Here is an 18,902-nt window from a genome sequence, read left to right on the forward strand (position 1 = left end):
TTATTTAGCTGACAACTTCTCACGGATACGTGCAGATTTACCTGAACGCTCACGTAGGTAGTAAAGCTTAGCGCGACGAACCGCACCTTTACGCTTAACTACGATGCTATCAATGATTGGGCTGTGTACTTGGAAAGTACGCTCAACGCCTTCACCGTTAGAGATTTTACGAACGGTTACTGCGCTGTGTAAGCCACGATTACGTTTTGCGATAACCACACCTTCAAATGCCTGAACGCGCTCACGGTTACCTTCAGTTACTTTAACATTAACGACCACTGTATCGCCTGGCGCGTACGCCGGCAGGTCGGTTTTTAATTGCTCGTCTTCGATCGCTTTGATCAAATTCTGACTAACTTTTGCCATAATAGCCTCACTTGCCTAGATTAACTGCCCGATTCGTTATCAGTTGCAACTTGTTGTTGATCAATAAAATCATCTAAAAGTCGCCGCTGCTCGTCAGTCAGAGCTAGGTGATTAATTAATTCAGGACGTCTTAACCAGGTACGACCTAGTGATTGTTGTAGACGCCACTTGCGTATATTTTCGTGGTTACCGCTGAGCAATACAGCAGGAACCGCCTCACCATCTAAAACTTCTGGTCGTGTGTAGTGTGGGCAATCTAACAACCCGGTGGCAAAAGAATCTTCGCTAGCTGAATCTTGATGTCCTAAAACTCCAGGAATCATTCTAGCAACAGCATCAATTAACACCATGGCCGGTAATTCACCACCACTTAACACGTAATCTCCAATCGACCATTCTTCATCAACATGACGAGTAATCACTCGTTCATCAATGCCTTCGTAGCGACCGGCGATTAGGATAAGTTGGCTATACTGAGCTAATTGCTTAACTCCAGCATGATCCAACTTGCGACCCTGAGGTGATAAATAAATCACCTTAGCATCGGCCCCAAGCTGCTGTTTGGCTGCTGCAATCGCATCAGTGAGCGGCTGCACCATCATTAACATGCCTGGCCCGCCTCCATAGGGACGGTCATCAACGGTACGATGCCGATCGTGGGTAAAATCACGCGGATTAATCAGATGAATATCCAATAACCCGTCACGAACCGCCCTGCCGGTCACACCGTTGTCGGTAATGGCTTGAAACATTTCAGGAAAAAGGCTAATCACCCCTACCTGTAATTGTTTAGTCATTAAAAATCCGACGGCCAATCAACAATAATGCGCTGAGCTGTTTTATCTACTGACTGCACATATTGACTCTGAATAAACGGAATCAAACGTTCAGTGCGACCAAACGCATCATTATTGTTCGCTTTCACCACCATCACATCATTCGATGCTGTGGCCATAATCTGGTCAACTACCCCCATGTTATAACCGTCAGTGTTCACTACAGTCATACCAATCAGGTCGCGCCAGTAAAATTCATCCGCTGGCAATTCTGGCAATTGTTCTGCTGGGATAATGATGTCAGCACCAGTCATTAAATGAGCTTGGTCCCGATCTTCAATGCCAGCCAACTTCGCAATCAGTCCTTTATTATGTCGACGCCATTCTTCGACCGTGACTGTTTGCTGCTTGCCTTGGATTACAATTTGCCAAGGGCTGTATGTAAAAATGGCTTCCGCATCGTCGGTATAGCTTTGCACCTTAAGCCAACCTTTAACACCGTATACGGCACCAAGTTGACCAAGTACTACTGTTTCAGATGTTGTGCTCATAGCTACCTAATGCGAAATAAAAATTAAGCCGCTTTGCGAGCGTCTTTAACTAACTTAGCTACACGCTCAGATAAAGTCGCGCCAGTACCAACCCAGTGGTCAACACGATCTAAATCTACGCGTAAGGTTTCTTCTTGACCACGAGCTAGTGGGTTGAAGAAGCCTACATTTTCAATAAAACGACCGTCGCGGGCATTGCGACTGTCAGTAACTACCATTTGGTAGAATGGGCGTTTTTTAGCGCCACCACGTTGTAAACGAATGGTTACCATTACGTTCCTCGATACAGTTTTAATGTTAAGTAAATAGTAAAAGCTCCGACCTAGGTCGAAGAGCCGCGCAATTTTACCGAAATTTGTACGAAATGCAAGTTTTGTCTAGCGTTTGGGGAACATGCCTGGCGGTAATTTACCACCCATGCCACCTAGGCCGCGCATCATTTTTGCCATTCCGCCACCTTTCATTTTCTTCATCATCTTTTGCATCTGCATAAATTGCTTCAGCAATTTGTTCACGTCTTGCACTTGAGTACCAGACCCAGTCGCGATTCGACGCTTGCGAGAGCCCTTGATTAAATCTGGATGCTCTCGCTCTTTCGGAGTCATGGAGTTGATGATAGCCTCCATACGAACCGTTACTTTATCGTCAAGTTGGCCTTTCATTTGTGCTGACATATTGCCCATCCCCGGCAATTTATCCATCAGCCCCATCATGCCGCCCATATCACGCATCTGCGCCAACTGGTCACGGAAGTCTTCTAACGAAAACTTACCTTCTTTCATGACCTTTTTGGCTACTTTCTCAGCTTTTGCTTTATCAACTTTTTGTTCTAGCTCGTCAATCAAGGAGAGCACATCGCCCATCCCTAAAATTCGCGAAGCTACCCGCTCAGGATGGAACGGTTCTAACGCAGTATTCTTTTCGCCAACCCCCAAGAACTTAATGGGCTGGCCAGTAATATGACGAATCGATAAAGCCGCACCGCCGCGAGCATCACCATCTGTTTTAGTCAGCACTACCCCGGTTAATGGCAGCGCTTCGCTAAACGCCTTAGCGGTATTTGCCGCATCTTGACCAGTCATGGCATCTACCACAAACAGCGTCTCAATTGGCTTGATGGCCGCATGCAACTGTTTGATTTCCGCCATCATCTGTTCATCAATTGCGGTTCGTCCGGCAGTGTCCACCAACACCACATCCATAAACTTTTTGCGGGCATGCGCGATGGCAGCTTCGGCAATGGCAACAGGCTGCTGACTTATGTCTGATGGAAAAAACTCAACTTCAACTTCCGCTGCTAGGGTTTCTAACTGCTTAATCGCTGCAGGACGGTAGACGTCCGCACTCACCACTAACACTTTTTTCTTTTGCTTTTCGCGTAAATAGCGCGCTAGCTTACCCACACTGGTGGTTTTACCCGCACCTTGTAAGCCAGCCATCAGCACCACGGCCGGCGGCTGTGTAGCTAGGTTAAGTGGGACATTGCCATCCCCCATCGCATGCTCAAGCTCTTTTTGAACAATCTTTAAGAACACTTGCCCTGGCGTCAGGCTTTTATTCACCTCAGCACCCACAGCTTGTTCTTTTACCCGTGCGACAAATTCACGCACCACCGGTAACGCCACGTCGGCCTCGAGCAGTGCCATTCGCACTTCACGCAAGGTTTCTTTAATGTTTTCTTCCGTTAATCGACCACGCCCGCTGATGTTGCGTAACGACTGGGATAAACGTTCACTTAAATTTTCAAACATGCCAATGCATCCACTTTCTATCTGGGTTGTTGACCATATTGCGCCGAGTATATCTTAATTCAAGCAAAGTTTCCTGATCCTATTGGGTTTAGCAACAACAATGCATATACTAGGTTTACCTGTTTCAATGCTGATGATACCTATGATTATCTTGCTTTTAATTACGTTAGCTCTCTATGTGGTTAGCGCCATTGTGGTGTGGCGAGGCCTCACCCGTGCTCAAGCGGTACGCTGGCAGTGGTTATTGCCGTTTGCGGCACTGCTTTGTCATGCTGGCTTATTATGGAACTACCTAAAAAGTGACGACTTTGATCATTTGAATATAACCAGCAGTTTAAGCACCGTAGCGTTTTTATTGAGCGCGCTCACTTTAGTTAAGAATAAGCGTGCCAACAGCCTGCTATTGCGTCCTATCATTTACATTTTTGCCGCAGTCAGCCTAGTGCTGATGGTTGCTAGCCCGGTTAATTGGGGTGCTAGCGTTGATATTGCGAATGGTCTAGCCATTCACATCGTCTTGTCACTACTGGCCTACGCAGTGCTAGTACTCGCGAGTTTGTACGCGGTACAAATTCTTTATCTTACCTATTTACTCAAACATCATCGCAGTAACTTACTAACAGGTTACTTTCCGCCGCTCATGACCGTAGAGCGCTACTTTTTTCGGTTGGTTGCTACCGGTACCTTGATGTTGTTGTTGGCTATTAGCAGTGGCTTTATCTTTCTCGACAACATGTTTGAACAAGGTCAAGCTCACAAAACCATCCTTACCTTCATCGCGTTAATCATCTACGCCATGGTGCTATTTTTCCATCGTGTTAGAAAGGTACGCGGACGCAGCTTAGTTATCGCTAGTGTGGTTGGTAGCGGTATTCTGACACTCGCTTATTTTGGTAGCCGCGTGGTGAGAGATATTCTGCTTTCAATGTAATCATTAACGCAAATTTACTACCCATACGCATTATTCACCGCATTTCAACGCTATCTGCTTGACTTGATCAGTGGGGTGATTAAATTAGACCTAATTATTTTAAAAACAGGTAAGTTTTTTTGGACGCAATATCAACCTCAACCCTAGTCATCATGCTGGCGGTTTTACTTATTTGCTCAGCATATTTTTCGGGTTCAGAGACTGGCATGATGTCGGTCAACCGTTATCGACTAAAACATTTAGCACAACAAGGACACCCCGGCGCAAATCGCGTTCAGTTTCTGCTTGACCGTCCTGATCGTCTGATTGGCCTGATTCTGATTGGCAACAACTTAGTCAATATAGCAGCATCTTCTATTGCCACGATTCTTTGTATTCGACTCTTTGGTGATGCCGGTATTGTTGTTGCAACTTTTGGCCTGACCTTACTGGTATTAATTTTTTCTGAAGTTACCCCCAAAACTATTGCTGCGCTCCATCCAGAGCGCGTTGCCTTTCCTAGCTCGTTACTCCTCAAGCCTATGCTCACGCTTCTTTATCCGGTAGTGGCATCAGTTAACTTTATTACCAATGGTTTTATGCGCATGCTTGGAGTTAATCCAGCGGCCGCTGGTAGCCAAGACGCTCTCAGTTCAGACGAGTTGCGTTCCGTAGTGAACGAAGCTAGCTCGATGATTCCTAGTAGTCACCAAGAGATGCTCTTAAGCATTCTTGATTTAGAGAAAGTGACCGTGGAAGATGTGATGGTACCACGTGCAGAAATCGCCGGTATCGATGTGCAAGATGATGTGAAATCGATGATCAAACAGTTGAGTCAAAGCCAACATACTCGACTGTTACTTTATCGCGGTGAAATTGATGATGCGATTGGTTTTTTGCATGCTCGCGATATCATGCAACTGCTCACCAAGAACAACCAAGAAACCGATAAAGCCGAGATTATTCGTTCGGCACGGGATATCTATTACATCCCTGAGGGGACGCCACTCAACGTGCAATTGCTGAAGTTTCAGCGCGCCAAAGAGCGCATTGGTCTGGTCGTTGACGAATACGGCGATATTCAGGGTTTAGTGACCTTAGAAGATATTCTCGAAGAAATCGTTGGTGACTTTACTACTAGCATAGCACCAGCACCGAGTGAAACGGCGCAGCTGCAAGCTGACGGCTCAGTATTGGTAGAAGGTGTGGCCAATATTCGTGATTTAAATAAAGAAATGAATTGGCAGCTGCCCACCGATGGCCCCAAAACTGTGAGTGGCCTGATCATTGAGCAGCTGGGCGATATCCCACAATATCCGTTGTGCTTACGCATCAATGGCCACGCCATTGAGATTGTCGAAAGCACTGACAGCTTAGTTAAGCGGGTGCGTTTTTTAGCCGAAGAACAGACGCCATAACCATCCACGTTGTAAGTCTTCTTCACAGCCTCGTAGTTGCTCCCCGTAACGCGAGGCCCGCTCAGCGACCCGTTTTGAGGTGTTAACTAACCACTGTTTGTTGCGGTAGGTACCGCGTTTATAGCCGCCCCAGCCTTCGTGATAATTTAAATACTGAGCGTAGGCATCCCATTTAGATACGCCATTAACTTGGTGGCTTTTATGAATAAACCATCCCATGAAATCAATCGCATCATCAAAGTTATCGCGAGAGGACCAACTGTTTCCGGTTTCTCGTACGTAGTCTTCCCAGGTCAAGGTTTTCGCCTGCGAATAACCGTAGGCGCTACTCACTCGTCCCCAAGGAATCACCCATAACAGATAATCTCGAGGCGGCAAAGCATCGGCTTTGAACGAGCTTTCTTGGTACATGATAGCCATCGGCACTTGGATCGGAACGCCCCACTTGTCGCGCATGTTAGCGGCTGCATCGTACCAATCTCGATTCTCATAAAAGATCTTACATAAATTTTCAGGTTCTTTCGGTGGCGGTGTAGCACATCCACTTAACAGAGTTGCTACTAAAGCTGCCACTACCCCTGTTGCTACCCGTACCTTCATGCCATCTCGTCCGTTTGTGCTTGGGGTGCAGCACTTTGTGCCGCCGACGCAAAGTATTCCGTTAGAAAATCGCTGAAGCTAGTGAGTTCATCTTGCTGTTCACGTTGCAATTGTGCATCTAGCGAAGCTTCACGCAAGCGCTCAAATTCCGCTTCAGTAAAATATTGTAACGGCCGTTCTAGCAACTGCGCTTTGTAGGCTTGCGCCAAGCGCATCCCAACTTCACTGTTATCTAAACCTTGCTCTAACAGCTGCGCCATAAATTGGCCAGACAAGGTGAGTTCAGGGTTCAGTACGGCTCGATATTGATCAGCTACCGTCTTCGTGTAGTCATCCGTTGCATGAGCTTGATCAAATAACTTAGCTAGGCTCTGTAAGTCGGCAAAAATATCTTCTAACCAGTCAGCAATCGGGCGTTCATAATCACCATCAAGCAAAGTTAGGCGCGGGTTACGACCATCCATAACCACTCGGTTAAAATTCTTATCCGCCACTACCTGTGCATCCCAATCCATAGTCGGGCTTGGCTTTAACACGCAATACATGAGTAGCATATCTAAAAAACGCATTTGCGCTGCGGTTATACCCACATTACTAAAGGGATTCACATCCAATGCACGTACTTCAATATACTCAACCCCAGCTCGAGCTAATGCTTGCGTTGGCGTCTCACCAGCACGAGCAACTCGTTTGGGTCGAATCGGCGAATAAAACTCATTTTCTATCTGTAGAATATTGGCATTGAGCTGGCGATAAGTATCTCCATCTTTTACGCCAATTTTGGCAAATGCCGTCGAGGGTGTGGAAATCGCCCGACGCAAACCAGCCACATACTCGTTCAGCGAGTTGTAGGTGATTTTTAAATCCGCTTGTTCTTTATTGGTGTAGCCTAAGTCACTCATTCGTAATGAGGTGCCATAAGGCCGATACACAGTACCTTTGCCAGTTTCACTAAAGTCCATGTTGCCTTCGGTATGGCGCAAAAAAGACTTACAAATGGCAGGTGAGGCACCAAATAGATAAGGGATAACCCAACAGATCCGCTTGTAGTTACGAATCAAACCAAAATATTTCGCAGACACAAAGTCACTGGTTAAGGCCACCTGCTCTTGCTCAGCAAGGATTTCCCAGACACTATCGGGTACCGAAAAGTTATAATGCACTCCAGCAATAATCTGCATCGCGCCGCCGTAGCGATGAGTCAACCCTTGTCGATACAAGGTCTTCATTTTGCCGCTATGACTTTGCCCATACTGAGCAACCACAATATCGCTTTCTTCACCCACAAAACATGGCATACTCAATGGCCAAAGTAGCTCGTCAGCTAGGTGCTGATAGGTAACCGTATGAATATCTTCAAGTTGCTGCAAGGTAATAGCAATATCAGTGCTTACTGGAGTAATAAACTCCATTAAGGTTTCAGCATAGTCGGTAGTTATGAGTGGATGCGTTAACGCTGCTCCCAAAGCTAATGGATGAGGGCTTGGCGCCAATTTCGCTTGGGTGGTTATGCGCAATGCTTCGCGTTCAACACCACGCTGAATATCGCGTAAGGTTCCAATGTTCTCGGCGGTCGCTAACAGTGCGACGCTAGTGGCAAATTGTGACTGCAAAATAATTCCCTGCCTTGCTTAAACGAGCAAAGTTAAAGCCAACGATGTGTGTGCATGAAACCTGCAGAAAAGCATGCAACGGCAGTTGGGTTTAATTTTGCCCATAAGGTTGAACGACATCCCGAAATACTAAAGCTTTATCGCTCGTTAGTCTATGAAAGTATAGCAACTACCACCATTGGCACAGTGCCTAACTCGTGGCATCATACCAAGACTAGTAGCGCATACGGTGAACCTACCATGACAACTTTGAATTGGCTAAAGCGGCTGGGGCGCAAAGTAACTGCGGCATCTCATACGCAGCAAGACGCCGAACGGATTGCTATTAAAGAGCAAGAACTTGAAGCAGCAGCGGCAGCCAACCAAGCCAAGAGTGAATTCTTAGCTAATGTCAGCCATGAAATACGCACGCCTATCAATGCCATCTTGGGGATGACCCAGCTCTGCTTAAAAACTGACTTAGACGACCAACAACGCGGCTATTTGCGCTCTATTGAAAACTCGTCAAAGACCTTGCTGGGCATTGTTAATGACATGCTCGACTTTGCAAAAATAGAGGCCGGCAAACTCAGTATTGAACATATCCCCTTCGATTTAGAAGAAGTACTCAGTAACTTAGCGGATATGTTTGCCTATCGCGCTTACGATAAAAATCTAGAGTTTATTATTAACCTCCCCACCAACATTCCTAAGCGTTTGATTGGCGACCCACTGCGGCTTAATCAGGTGCTAGTTAACTTGGTGAGTAACGCCATCAAATTCACCGAGCACGGTGAAATTGTCGTAGCTGTAACCCTGCTTGACCGCAGCGATCAGGATGTCTATCTACGTATTTCAGTCACAGATACTGGAATTGGGATGAACGAAGCGCAACGCGCTCAGTTATTTAATGCTTTTACCCAAGCGGATACTTCGACGACTCGCCAATATGGTGGTACTGGTTTGGGCTTGGCAATCAGTCAGCGCATTGTAAAACTGATGAATAACCACGGCTTAGGGGTATTGAGTAGTGTCGGTCAGGGCTCAACTTTCTTTTTGGAATTGAGTCTGCCCATGCAAACTGAGTTTAATCAAAACGGTCATGAATCTTTGCAAGCTCGATTACAGGGCAAACGGGTTCTGGCCATTGAGGATAATTTAACCACCCGCGAAATGCTCACGGAGCTATTACGCAGTTATGCGGTGGCAGTAACCACCTGTAGAAGTGCGGAAGAAGCCTTGCAGTGGCTCGAACAAGAAGACTTTGATGCCGTTATTGTCGATTGGCAGTTGCCAGGTATGGACGGTTTAAGCTTCTGTCAGAACGTGTTGCGCCAACCAGAACAAGCACCTCGCTTAATTCTTGCTACCAGCTATCATGCTCAAGACATGATAGCTCAAGCGAAACAGCTTGGCGTGGCTGAGTACATTGTTAAACCTTACACCAGTTCAGCACTGCTGCGAGTGTTATGTTCGGCGTTAGCACTTACAACGGAAACCACCATGCAGCCTCACCAAGGGGTACCATGTGATCTCTGCAATGCACCTGTGTTACTGGTAGAAGATAACGATATTAATCAGATTATTGCCAAAGAAATGCTGACTCATGCCGGCTTAGTCGTAGACTTAGCGAGAAATGGCGAAGAGGCTGTTGCTAAGGTAGCCGAAAAGCAATATGCCTTGGTGTTTATGGACATACAAATGCCGATTATGGATGGCTTAACCGCCGCCGAAAAAATTCGCGCACTGTATTCCTACCAGCAGCTGCCCATTATAGCCATGACTGCCAATACCAGTAGCGAGGACATTGAACGCTCATTAGCCGCTGGTATGCAGGACCACATTAGCAAACCTATCGATGAGCAACGATTATTACAAGCCATTAATAAGTGGTGTGTACGAGGTGATTATGCAGCTCAATCAGCTCAGCCCACAACAACACCTACTGCGGTAAGCAACAACAGCCGTCAACGTTATCCCAATCACCGAGATATCGACTTTGCTAGCGCCTTAGACCGACTCGGACATAATATTCCGCTTTATCAAAGTTTAGTGGAGCGGTTAACTGAGGAATACCAACAAGCACCGCAAAAAATTGTCGAGTTTTTAAGTAAAGGGCAACATGATCAAGCTCGACGCTTTTTTCACTCACTTAAAGGTGCTGCAGCGAACTTAGGTTTAACCAGAATCCATTTGGTGGCAAAACAACTAGAAGAAAGTATGGCGCAAGGTGCTATTGACCAAGTTGCTGACCAAATCGTGAAACTTGATCCCCTGCTTGAACAAGCACAACAGGCTGCTAGCGACTTAGCTTTGTGGCATCAACACCAGCAACAAAATGGAGACACGCCATGATCCGCCTCTTATTTTTAATTCCGTTGGTGCTGAGCATCGCTTGGTTTATCTACTTACGGGTTAATGGCTGGACCTTCAAGCAAGGTCTGCGAGGCTTTATTTATATTGCGATAGTTAGCGGTTTTATTGCGCTTTTCTATAGCTTAATGCTGTGGCTAACCGGTCGATAAAAATGAATCCAGCTCACAGAGTTCCGTGAAACGTGACTCTTATGAGCTGGAAACTATCAGTTAACTTTAATTACCCATTATCCAATCGGCTCATTAACCGACTAATGCTAGCAAAATACCAGCTGCTACCGCTGAGCCTAAGACCCCTGCGACGTTTGGACCCATCGCATGCATTAACAAAAAGTTCTGAGGATTAGCCTCTAGCCCTACTTTGTTAACCACTCGAGCGGCCATTGGCACCGCAGATACACCGGCTGCGCCAATGAGTGGATTAATCGGAGTTTTACTAAACTTCGCCAGCACTTTGGCCATCAATACTCCCGACGCCGTACCTACAGCAAAGGCGACTGCACCTAGCACCAAAATACCTAGGGTTTGCACTGACAAGAATTCTTCGGCTGATAACTTGGAACCGACCGCCAAACCTAAGAAAATAGTGACAATATTGATCAGTTCATTCTGCGCCGTTTTACTTAAGCGTTCGACCACTCCGGCCTCTCGCATTAAGTTACCCAAGCAAAACATTCCTACCAGTGGCGTGGCCGTTGGCAAAAATAGCAAGGTTAAAAGTAACACTGCAAGGGGGAATAAAATCTTCTCGCGGCGGGCAATCGGCCGTAATTGCTCCATTTGAATCTTACGTTCAGCTTCCGTCGTAAACAACTTCATGATTGGCGGCTGAATGATGGGTACTAACGCCATGTAGGAATAGGCAGCCACGGCAATAGCACCCAGTAAGTCTGGGCTCAGCCGTGAAGCAAGGAAAATAGCGGTAGGCCCATCTGCACCACCAATGATGGCGATAGCTGATGCATCCGCTAAACTAAAGTTGAAACCAGGAATGAAGTTTAAGGCAATAGCACCCAGCAGGGTTGCAAAAATACCAAACTGAGCCGCGGCACCAAGCAATAACGTCCGTGGATTAGCAAGTAAGGGCCCAAAATCCGTCATCGCCCCCACGCCCATAAAAATCAACAGCGGGAACACGCCCGTTTCTATACCAACGTAATAGACGTAGTAAAGTAAGCCACCTGGCTCATTAAAGCCGGCCTGTGGGATGTTGGCTAGAATAGCTCCAAAACCAATAGGGAGCAGCAACAAGGGCTCAAACTTTTTACTAATGGCAAGATAAAGCAACAAGGCACCAACCGCCATCATCGCCGCTTGTCCCCAAGTAAAGGCTGAGATTGCCGTGCTATCCCAGAGAACTAATAAGCGCTCCATGCTGTTACCTCAAGGTTACCAGAACATCACCAACACTCACGCTATCACCTTCTTTTACCAGAATATCGGCCACGGTTCCGGCTTGGTGGGCTTTAATGTCTGTTTCCATTTTCATCGCTTCAAGAATGATAACAACATCACCTTCAGCTACTTGTTGACCTGGCTTGACCAGCAGCTTAAACAGGTTACCAGCCAAGGGCGCCTTGATTTCTGCCGTAGCGCTATCTGCTGCGGCAGCAGGTGCCGTTGTTGCGGTTGATTCAGCAGCGGTAGCTGAGGTAATAGTGCCGGAAGGCGCCACCTCTACTTTGAAGCGCTTGCCATCGACTGTGACATCGTAACTAGCTGCCTCGCCAGTACTACTTACACTTGGCTTATTATTCGCAACCGCCGGCGCTGACGGCTCCTGTGCTTGCAATTGCGGAGCCGGCTCGAACGCATCTGGATTGCCGCGATTTTGCAAAAACTTAAGACCAATTTGCGGGAACAACGCATAAGTAAGCACATCGTCGATCACCGCATCAGCCAGTTTAATGTCTTTTTCTTGTGCAAGCTGGTTAAGCTCATCTGCTAAGCTATCCAATTCGTTATCAAGCAAATCAGCTGGGCGGCAAGTAATAGGCTCTTTACCTTGCAGCACTTGTGCTTGCAGCTCTTTATTTACTGGGGCTGCAGTGGCGCCATATTCACCCGTCAAAACTCCCTTCGTTTCTTTGGATATCGACTTATAACGCTCACCACTAAGCACGTTAAGCACAGCTTGGGTGCCGACAATCTGCGACGTTGGTGTCACTAATGGGATAAACCCAAGATCTTCACGTACTTTCGGGATCTCCGCCAATACCTGATCAAATTTATCTAAGGCGCCCTGCTCTTTTAGTTGGCTCTCCATGTTTGTTAACATGCCACCTGGTACCTGAGCTAACAAAATACGCGCATCAATGCCCTTTAATGAGCCTTCAAACTGAGCATACTTTTTACGCACATCACGAAAATAACTGGCGATTTCTTCAAGCTTTTCCAAAGCTAAACCGGTATCACGGTCGGTACCTTCAGTCATAGCAACAATGGTTTCAGTGGCTGAGTGGCCATAAGTCATGCTCATTGACGAAATGGCGGTATCTAACATATCAATGCCCGCATCAATGGCTTTCTGATAGGTGGCTGTGCTTAAACCCGTCGTGGCGTGGCACTGCATGGCGATAGGGATATCTACGGCTTGTTTTAACGCACTAATGAGCTCAAATGCTGGCTCCGGACGCAATAACCCTGCCATATCCTTAATACAAATAGAATCACAGCCTAAATCAGCCATTTGTTGCGCCATCGTCACCCAAGTATCTAAGGTATGCACCGGGCTCACGGTATAAGAAAGCGTGCCTTGGGCATGTCCTTCAACAGCTTTTGTAGCTTTAATGGCTGCCTCTAGATTACGCACGTCATTCATAGCATCAAAAATACGAAACACATCAACGCCATTCTCTTTGGCTCGCTCGACAAAGCGCTTTACCACATCATCGGCATAATGACGGTAACCTAATAAGTTCTGGCCACGCAAAAGCATCTGCTGTGGCGTTTTCGGCATGGCTTTTTTCAATTCGCGAATCCGCTCCCACGGGTCTTCGCCCAGGTAACGAATGCAGGCGTCAAAGGTTGCACCGCCCCAAGATTCCATTGACCAATAGCCCATATTATCAAGCTTCTCTGCTATCGGTAGCATGTCATCTAATCGCATTCTAGTTGCTAACAGCGATTGATGAGCATCACGTAAAACTAGCTCGGTTAACTGCAACGGTTTTTTCATCCGAGGGGTCCTCTTATTCTTTTATTAGTGATTGCGACGGTACTGATGCACTGCTGCTGCAATCGCAGCATATTCAGCAGCGTTCGGCGCAGAGGTGGCGGGGGTATTGCTGGTGGTCGTTACTTCCGGCGCATCGGCCAGTTTACGTAACACCGCCATAGCACCTATTAATAGGCTCAGAAACGCAAATACTGTGACCATACCGGTCACCATGATCATTAAAGCGTCAGTAAAGAGCTCTCCCATAACTTACCTCTTTTGTTAAAAAGATATCAACATCCTAGCTGAAAAGCAGAATAACACAAAGTAGTTCGTTACGAGACTTATCACGGGCTATACGAGTCATAAGCGGGAGTTATAGGTTTGTGACTTCTCACCGCCCTATCGGGCGATGCTTCTTACTTCATTAGCCGTTGCTCGATAGTATCGAGGCTTACGCAGCTTCCATAAGCAGAGACGACCGTCCAGCCGCCTTTAATTCCAGAATGCCTTTATCACGGATATTGAAGGCGGCATTTAAGTCGCGATCTATACCCATCGTTCCGCATGAGGGACAATCCCATGAGCGAACCGATAAGGGCATTACTTCCATTTTATGACCGCAACAATGGCAAGTCTTAGAGCTGGCGTACCACTGGTCGAGCTTGACTAGGTATTTGCCTTGCTCTTTCAGTTTGTACTCCAGTTTGTTGACAAAGCTATGCCATGAGGCATCGGCTATGTGTTTTGCCAGTTTACGGTTTTTCATCATATTGGCCGATTTCAATGTCTCAACTATCACCGCTTGGTTTTCGTCAACGAGAGTTCGAGAGAGTTTGTGTTGAAAGTCGGCACGAGCGTTTGCTGCTTTTTCGTGGCATTTAGCAACCAACAAACGAGCCTTTGCTCGGTTGGCGCTCCCTTTAGCCTTACGAGACAACTGACGCTGCTTACGTCTGAGATTTTTCTCAGCGCGTTTTACAAATCGAGGGTTGGCAGTCTTTCTGCCGTTTGATTCGATGGTGAAGTGAGACAGGCCCAAATCAACACCTGTAACCTTGCTTATAGTGTGAAGTAATGCAGGCGCTTTAACTCCATCATCCACAAGGATAGAGGCGTAGAATTTGCCAGTTTTACTCAGGCTCACTGTAATGCTTTTAACTGCTCCCGAAATTTCACGATGGATATTTGCCTTTACAGGCTGCATCTTGGGCAACTTAACAGCCCCATCCAGCACTTTTACACCCACACAGTGATAGCTCGACTGTTTGCCGTGCTTGCGTTTAAATTGCGGAAATTTGGCTTTTAACTTCGGGTTGAAGAAGTTGTCAAAGGCTTGATGCAGATTGATAACCGCCTGCTGTAAGGCGATTGAATCATATTGTTTCAACCAGTGGTATTTTCGTGATTTCTTAGCAACTGCAAGCAGCGGTTTTATGTCTTTCTTGGGGTTCAGCGTAACCCTGTGCTTGCGATACATATGAGACTTTAAATGCAGAGCCTTGTTGTACGCGAAACGCACAGCGCCAAACTGAGCTATTAAAAACTCAGCCTGGTCTTGAGTTGGGTAAATGCGTACTTTTGTCGCCCTTAACATTTAAATTATACCACTGTATAAATAACCAGCATTCTCCTGATATGGCTTTGCTTGTCAAGGAAGAAGTTGAGGCTTCGCCTCAATCGCCTTATATCCCCGCCCGATTGGGCGAGGGTTTACGGCGAAATTGCTAAGCAACAGATTCGAAGGGTTAGGTTTGAATTTATGGATAGATGAGTGCGATGTTTGCGTACTGGAGATTTATTAGGATAACTTTGGAATAATTTTGGGATGACTTTGGGATAATTCTGGAATAACTAAGGAGGAGATGAAGTGGCGCACTCGGGAGGACTTGAACCTCCAACCGCTCGGTTCGTAGCCGAGTACTCTATCCAATTGAGCTACGAGTGCACATTCAAACTGATAAGACGATTTGCATTTTGCTGTTGAAACAATGGCGCACTCGGGAGGACTTGAACCTCCAACCGCTCGGTTCGTAGCCGAGTACTCTATCCAATTGAGCTACGAGTGCGTTGGTTTGTTTCACAAAATGGCGGTGAGGGAGGGATTCGAACCCTCGATAGAGCTACAAACCCTATACTCCCTTAGCAGGGGAGCGCCTTCAGCCTCTCGGCCACCTCACCGCTTGTCTTGTGGCGATGAATGATAGCGACCTTGAAAAATATGTCAAACAGTTTTTTCTATTTCAGCGTTCGTTTGTGGGATTTTTAGGCATCTCGACCAAATTTTCCACACAACCGCTAATTTAGAGTGTTTTGCTAGCAATCGCACAATCAAAAAAGCTGACCCGTGGGCCAGCTTTCAGACATTACTCTATTAAGGCTCTTCAGACTTGTCGCCGTCTTGATGTTCTGCCTGAATTCGATTGTATATTTCTTCGCGATGTACTGAGACATCTTTAGGTGCATTGACGCCAATACGAACTTGGTTACCTTTCACACCAAGTACCGTAACAGTGACATCGTCACCTATCATTAACGTCTCACCCACTCTGCGGGTTAAGATTAACATGTGCCCACTCCTTCCCTACATCCAATTTCCAGACGGTTTGGCATCACACCTCACCGCAGTTTCAGCCTTTCTTAAAGTCGTATCGAATATATCACAAACGTTATAATAGTCACGCACCCTGTGCGTTTTTGTGCAGTTGGATATAAACCGATGTTCTTTATTCTAACAGGCTTTATCTATTTGCACACCCGCACAGGGATGTTTCCGAACATTTTCACGCGACCATCTATCGCAATAATTCAGTAATCGTCTCTTTAGCCGCGGCTAACGCAGCTGGGATCTGTTCTGGATGTTGTCCACCGGCTTGCGCCATATCTGGACGACCACCGCCTTTGCCACCAACCGCTTGTGCTGCAATGTTAACCACATCGCCAGCTTTCACTCGTTGGGTCAAATCTGACGTGACACCTACGATTAAACTTACTTTATCGTCGGTGGCGAGGGCTAATACCACCACACCACTTTGCAGCTGATTTTTCAAATCATCAACCATACTGCGTAATGCCTTAGATTCTACGTTATGTACTTGCGCCACGATCACTTTAACATCGTTTATTTTTTCGGCACCAGCCACTAAATCAGAACCAGCATGAGCTGCTAGCTGTTGCTGCAGTTCAGTTATGGTCTTCTCCAAGCCTTTGCTGCGTTCTTGCTGTTGGGTGATACGTTCAACCAAGTGCGTCCAATCCGTTTTGAACAGTCCAGCAGCCGCTCGTAGCTGCTGTTGTTGTTGCAAGGTGTATTGGCTTGCTGCCATACCAGTAACGGCTTCTATCCGGCGAACACCCGAAGCTATACCTGCTTCACTAACAATACGCAATGAACCAATATCACCGGTTCTTTCCACGTGGGTACCGCCGCACAATTCCATCGAAAAATCGCCCATACGAACTACGCGCACTTGATCATCGTATTTTTCGCCAAACAAAGCCATGGCGCCAGCAGCTTTAGCAGCATCAATTGACATCAACTCAGCTTGCAGTGCGTGATTACTAACTATCTCTTCGTTAACTTGGCGCTCAATAGCATCTAATTGAGCTGCGGTTACTGGTTCGAAGTGAGAAAAGTCAAAACGCAAACGCTCAGCAGTAACCAAAGAACCTTTTTGCGTCACATGCTCACCAAGTAGATTACGTAGCGCTGCATGCAATAAGTGGGTTGCTGAGTGGTTTCGTTTTATCGCAGCACGGCGCTCAGCATCAATATGGGCTTGTACCGAGTCACCAAGGTTGATGGCAGCTGTGGTGTGACCATGATGAGCAATTGCTTTGCCGATATATTGCGTATCGGTAACAATAAATTCGCCACCATTAACGATGAGCTTACCAGTATCGCCAATCTGGCCACCGCTTTCGGCGTAAAATGGTGTTGCCGAAAGTACCACAATACCCCGTTGCTCGGCGGCTAAATGTTCTACTTGCTCACCATCAGCGAACAACTCAACCACCTGTGCGCTACCAGCAACCTGATCGTATCCTGTAAATTCGCTGCGCTGCGCGGATTTTAAACGCTCGTTATAATCCATACCAAAATTAGACGCTTGCTGAGCGCGCTGACGTTGTTCGTCCATCGCTTTGGCAAAACCTGCCTCGTCTACCGTCAGCCCTTTTTCACGCGCCATATCAGCGGTCAAATCCATCGGGAAGCCATAGGTGTCATAGAGTTTAAACACCAAATCTCCTGGCAACACCGAGCCTTCTAACTCGGCTAAGGCATCGTTTAAAATGGTTAAACCACGCTCAAGTGTTTTACCGAACTGTTCTTCTTCGCGCTTCAGCGCCTGTTCAATCACACTTTGCTTATCAAGCAACTCGGGATAAGCCTGGCCCATTTGCGTCACCAACTCGGCGACCAAACGGTAGAAAAATGGCCCTTTGGCACCTAGCATATTGCCATGACGAACTGCTCGCCGAATGATCCGGCGCAATACATAGCCACGACCTTCGTTAGACGGCTGCACCCCATCGGCAATCAAGAAGCTACATGACCGAATATGATCCGCAATAACGCGCAGCGACTTGCTGGTTAGATCTTCCGTACCGATAACTTTTGCCGCTGCTGCAATTAACGCCTGAAATAGATCAATGTCGTAGTTACTGTGAACATGCTGCAATACGGCGGCAATACGCTCTAATCCCATCCCCGTATCCACCGACGGCTTCGGCAATGGCAGCAAGGTGCCATCCGCTTGACGGTTATATTGCATGAATACTAGGTTCCAGATTTCGATATAACGATCACCGTCTTCTTCTGGTGTGCCTGGTGGGCCACCCCACACCTCAGCACCATGGTCGTAGAAAATTTCAGAGCAAGGACCACAGGGTCCCGTATCACCCATGGCCCAGAAGTTATCTTTGGCACCAATGCGCGAAATACGATCTGTCGGCACGCCAATTTCTTTGGCCCAGATGTCGTAAGCCTCATCATCTTCCGTAAAGACGGTCACCCATAATTTCTCTTTTGGCAGTTGCAATACACCGGTTAAAAATTCCCATGCGTATTGAATAGCTTCGCGTTTGAAGTAATCACCAAAGCTGAAATTACCTAACATTTCAAAAAAAGTATGGTGGCGTGCAGTATAGCCAACATTTTCTAGGTCGTTATGCTTTCCACCGGCGCGCAGACAACGTTGCGATGAGGTCGCTCTAACGTAATCTCGTTGCTCATCACCTAAAAACACATCTTTGAATGGCACCATTCCAGCATTGGTAAATAGCAACGTGGGATCGTTGCCAGGAATCAATGACGCCGAGGCGACTCGCTGATGACCTTTACTGGCAAAATAAGCAAGGAACGCTTCACGGATATCGGCACTGGTCATACTCATTGACTACTTC

17 protein-coding genes and 3 tRNA genes are annotated in these 18,902 nt (G+C 46.8%); 4 read left to right on the forward strand and 16 right to left on the reverse strand.

All coding sequences use genetic code 11. The features are described from left to right. From rplS to ffh, 5 genes are all read right to left on the reverse strand, one after another. Positions 1-366: a 50S ribosomal protein L19 gene (gene rplS, locus AB8S08_RS08460; RefSeq protein WP_110076215.1), complete on the reverse strand. Its 366-nt coding sequence runs from the start codon at positions 364-366 to the stop codon at positions 1-3. 20 nt (positions 367-386) lie between these two features. After that, positions 387-1,163 carry a tRNA (guanosine(37)-N1)-methyltransferase TrmD gene (gene trmD / locus AB8S08_RS08465; RefSeq protein WP_110076214.1) on the reverse strand — a complete coding sequence of 259 codons (777 nt, stop codon included), beginning with the start codon at positions 1,161-1,163 and terminating at the stop codon, positions 387-389. Further along, positions 1,163-1,693, reverse strand: a complete 531-nt coding sequence (gene rimM, locus AB8S08_RS08470) for a ribosome maturation factor RimM (protein WP_110076213.1) — start codon at positions 1,691-1,693, stop codon at positions 1,163-1,165. The genes trmD and rimM overlap by 1 nt, the downstream gene beginning before the upstream one ends. A gap of 23 nt (positions 1,694-1,716) precedes the next feature. Then, the gene (rpsP, locus tag AB8S08_RS08475; protein ID WP_110076212.1) at positions 1,717-1,965 is read right to left on the reverse strand and encodes a 30S ribosomal protein S16; all 249 of its coding nucleotides are present in this window, start codon (positions 1,963-1,965) and stop codon (positions 1,717-1,719) included. 105 nt (positions 1,966-2,070) lie between these two features. Further along, positions 2,071-3,444 (reverse strand): signal recognition particle protein, encoded by a 1,374-nt coding sequence (ffh, locus tag AB8S08_RS08480; protein ID WP_110076211.1) that lies wholly within the window; start codon positions 3,442-3,444, stop codon positions 2,071-2,073. Positions 3,445-3,586: 142 nt separating this feature from the next. Between ffh and AB8S08_RS08485 the strand changes: the two genes are divergently transcribed. Together AB8S08_RS08485 and AB8S08_RS08490 are read left to right on the forward strand one after the other, a co-directional pair. Beyond that, positions 3,587-4,375, forward strand: coding sequence for an inner membrane protein YpjD (locus tag AB8S08_RS08485; RefSeq protein WP_110076243.1), 789 nt, complete (start codon positions 3,587-3,589; stop codon positions 4,373-4,375). A gap of 119 nt (positions 4,376-4,494) precedes the next feature. Then, positions 4,495-5,772 carry an HlyC/CorC family transporter gene (locus AB8S08_RS08490; RefSeq protein ID WP_110076210.1) on the forward strand — a complete coding sequence of 426 codons (1,278 nt, stop codon included), beginning with the start codon at positions 4,495-4,497 and terminating at the stop codon, positions 5,770-5,772. On the opposite strand, the gene AB8S08_RS08495 is transcribed toward AB8S08_RS08490, so the two are convergent. Further along, positions 5,749-6,372, reverse strand: coding sequence for a hypothetical protein (locus tag AB8S08_RS08495; RefSeq protein ID WP_369742504.1), 624 nt, complete (start codon positions 6,370-6,372; stop codon positions 5,749-5,751). The genes AB8S08_RS08490 and AB8S08_RS08495 overlap by 24 nt on opposite strands. Beyond that, complete coding sequence (gene gshA / locus AB8S08_RS08500) at positions 6,369-7,985, reverse strand: glutamate--cysteine ligase (protein WP_369742505.1); 1,617 nt, start codon at positions 7,983-7,985, stop codon at positions 6,369-6,371. The genes AB8S08_RS08495 and gshA overlap by 4 nt, the downstream gene beginning before the upstream one ends. Before the next feature lie 54 nt (positions 7,986-8,039). Here gshA and AB8S08_RS08505 point away from each other — a divergent pair, with 54 nt between their 5' ends. Together AB8S08_RS08505 and AB8S08_RS08510 are read left to right on the forward strand one after the other, a co-directional pair. Continuing rightward, entirely contained in the window at positions 8,040-10,319 is a 2,280-nt protein-coding gene (locus tag AB8S08_RS08505) for a response regulator (protein ID WP_369742506.1), read from the forward strand. Continuing rightward, positions 10,316-10,489, forward strand: a complete 174-nt coding sequence (locus AB8S08_RS08510) for a hypothetical protein (RefSeq protein ID WP_181394933.1) — start codon at positions 10,316-10,318, stop codon at positions 10,487-10,489. Before AB8S08_RS08505 ends, AB8S08_RS08510 begins: the two co-directional genes overlap by 4 nt. 93 nt (positions 10,490-10,582) lie before the next feature. Here the strand turns inward: AB8S08_RS08510 and AB8S08_RS08515 are convergent, their stop codons facing one another. The 9 genes from AB8S08_RS08515 to alaS all read right to left on the reverse strand — a co-directional run bounded on the left by AB8S08_RS08515 (position 10,583) and on the right by alaS (position 18,892). After that, positions 10,583-11,713, reverse strand: a complete 1,131-nt coding sequence (locus AB8S08_RS08515; RefSeq protein ID WP_110076206.1) for a sodium ion-translocating decarboxylase subunit beta — start codon at positions 11,711-11,713, stop codon at positions 10,583-10,585. Between the two features lie 4 nt (positions 11,714-11,717). Beyond that, positions 11,718-13,517 (reverse strand): sodium-extruding oxaloacetate decarboxylase subunit alpha, encoded by a 1,800-nt coding sequence (gene oadA / locus AB8S08_RS08520; protein ID WP_369742507.1) that lies wholly within the window; start codon positions 13,515-13,517, stop codon positions 11,718-11,720. A gap of 24 nt (positions 13,518-13,541) precedes the next feature. After that, positions 13,542-13,763, reverse strand: coding sequence for an OadG family protein (locus AB8S08_RS08525; RefSeq protein WP_110076204.1), 222 nt, complete (start codon positions 13,761-13,763; stop codon positions 13,542-13,544). A gap of 187 nt (positions 13,764-13,950) precedes the next feature. Continuing rightward, complete coding sequence (locus AB8S08_RS08530; protein ID WP_369742508.1) at positions 13,951-15,093, reverse strand: RNA-guided endonuclease TnpB family protein; 1,143 nt, start codon at positions 15,091-15,093, stop codon at positions 13,951-13,953. 274 nt (positions 15,094-15,367) lie between these two features. Further along, positions 15,368-15,444, reverse strand: a tRNA-Arg gene (locus tag AB8S08_RS08535). 44 nt (positions 15,445-15,488) lie between these two features. Then, a tRNA-Arg gene (locus AB8S08_RS08540) sits at positions 15,489-15,565 on the reverse strand. A 19-nt stretch (positions 15,566-15,584) separates the two neighbouring features. After that, positions 15,585-15,677 (reverse strand) — tRNA-Ser (locus AB8S08_RS08545). Positions 15,678-15,870: 193 nt separating this feature from the next. Continuing rightward, positions 15,871-16,065 carry a carbon storage regulator CsrA gene (gene csrA / locus AB8S08_RS08550; protein ID WP_110076203.1) on the reverse strand — a complete coding sequence of 65 codons (195 nt, stop codon included), beginning with the start codon at positions 16,063-16,065 and terminating at the stop codon, positions 15,871-15,873. 226 nt (positions 16,066-16,291) lie between these two features. Continuing rightward, on the reverse strand, positions 16,292-18,892 hold the full coding sequence (gene alaS, locus AB8S08_RS08555) for an alanine--tRNA ligase (protein ID WP_369742509.1): 2,601 nt from the start codon (positions 18,890-18,892) through the stop codon (positions 16,292-16,294). Positions 18,893-18,902: the final 10 nt, after the last annotated feature.

It is taken from the genome of Pseudidiomarina sp. PP-1MA (assembly GCF_041200125.1).
Classification (GTDB): domain Bacteria; phylum Pseudomonadota; class Gammaproteobacteria; order Enterobacterales; family Alteromonadaceae; genus Pseudidiomarina; species Pseudidiomarina fusca.